Consider the following 1,011-nt stretch of genomic DNA (forward strand, 5'->3'; position numbering starts at 1 on the left):
TGCTTCCCGAGCTTTCCCGACGCGTCAACGCACTGCGGATTGCCCATCGGAACCAATGGCACGCGATGTATAAGCCTTTTGGATGGGAAGTGCTCGATATCCGCTATGGCGGCGTTCTGACGAGGCTGGAGAGTGCAAGCGCGCGACTGCTGGATTATGCGGAGGGCAGAGTCGATAAACTTGAAGAATTGGAACAGGAGCGGTTGGTGTTCGGCCAGCGCAATCGTTTTAACAACAAAGGCGCGGGCTGGAGCAGCTACTATTTTCGAATTGCTTCGCCAAATGTCTTTTTCCATGTGCTGCCGATTTTTTGACCGGAAAAAGCGCGTATTGTTTTCAAGAGTCCGCCTCTGCGTTATGGCGCAAGAGGCTTCTCTAATTTTCAACCCGCGATGAACAACGGTTCTCTTCGTAAAAATTATAAATTTTAAATCCATAAAAACCTATTGATCCTATGGGGAATATTTGATAATATCCATTTAATAAATAGTGTTTACTATTTATTGGATTATAAGAAAAAGTTTCCCTGATGGAGGTTAGGGGAAACCGGGATGGAGAGTAAACCATAAAAAGGAGTGAATGCTGGGCAGAATACGGGAAATAGTGACGGCGATAAAGTTTCGCCGATCTGCAAAACAGTCGGCGAGAGGATGAAGAGACATACGATAGGGAGAACCGGGATGAAAACAAGAAAGCGGTTTGGCTTTGAAAAAGCTTTTTTCGTCAGTTTTATTACGACGGCGATTCCTGTCATTATTCAGGTGCTTATGCTGTCGTCGCGGAATTTGTCGGATGTCCTGATGGTCGGGACGTTGGGACAAACCGAAGTGGCTGCGGTCGGTATTGTCAGCAAAGCGATGATGATTCCGATTGTGCTGCTCGTCGGTCTCAGCAGCGGTTGCAGCGTTCTGGCCGCCCAATATTGGGGAGCGAACAATCTTTCCGGCGTCAAAGGAATACTAGGTCTCAGCTTCGGTATGGCGTTTTCGCTTGTCGTGCTGCCGGTTCTGC

Annotated in this window: 1 protein-coding gene and 1 pseudogene; both read left to right on the forward strand. The window is 48.0% G+C overall.

The window, feature by feature from the left end; all coding sequences use genetic code 11:
• A pseudogene (locus tag QJ48_RS37805) lies at positions 1-314 on the forward strand (beta-N-acetylhexosaminidase); the annotation flags it as partial.
• 366 nt (positions 315-680) lie between these two features.
• On the forward strand, positions 681-1,011 hold a 331-nt coding region (locus tag QJ48_RS33195), incomplete at its 3' end, for an MATE family efflux transporter (protein WP_272948180.1).

The organism is Paenibacillus sp. A3 (assembly GCF_001399685.1).
Taxonomy (GTDB): Bacteria; Bacillota; Bacilli; order Paenibacillales; family NBRC-103111; genus Paenibacillus_G.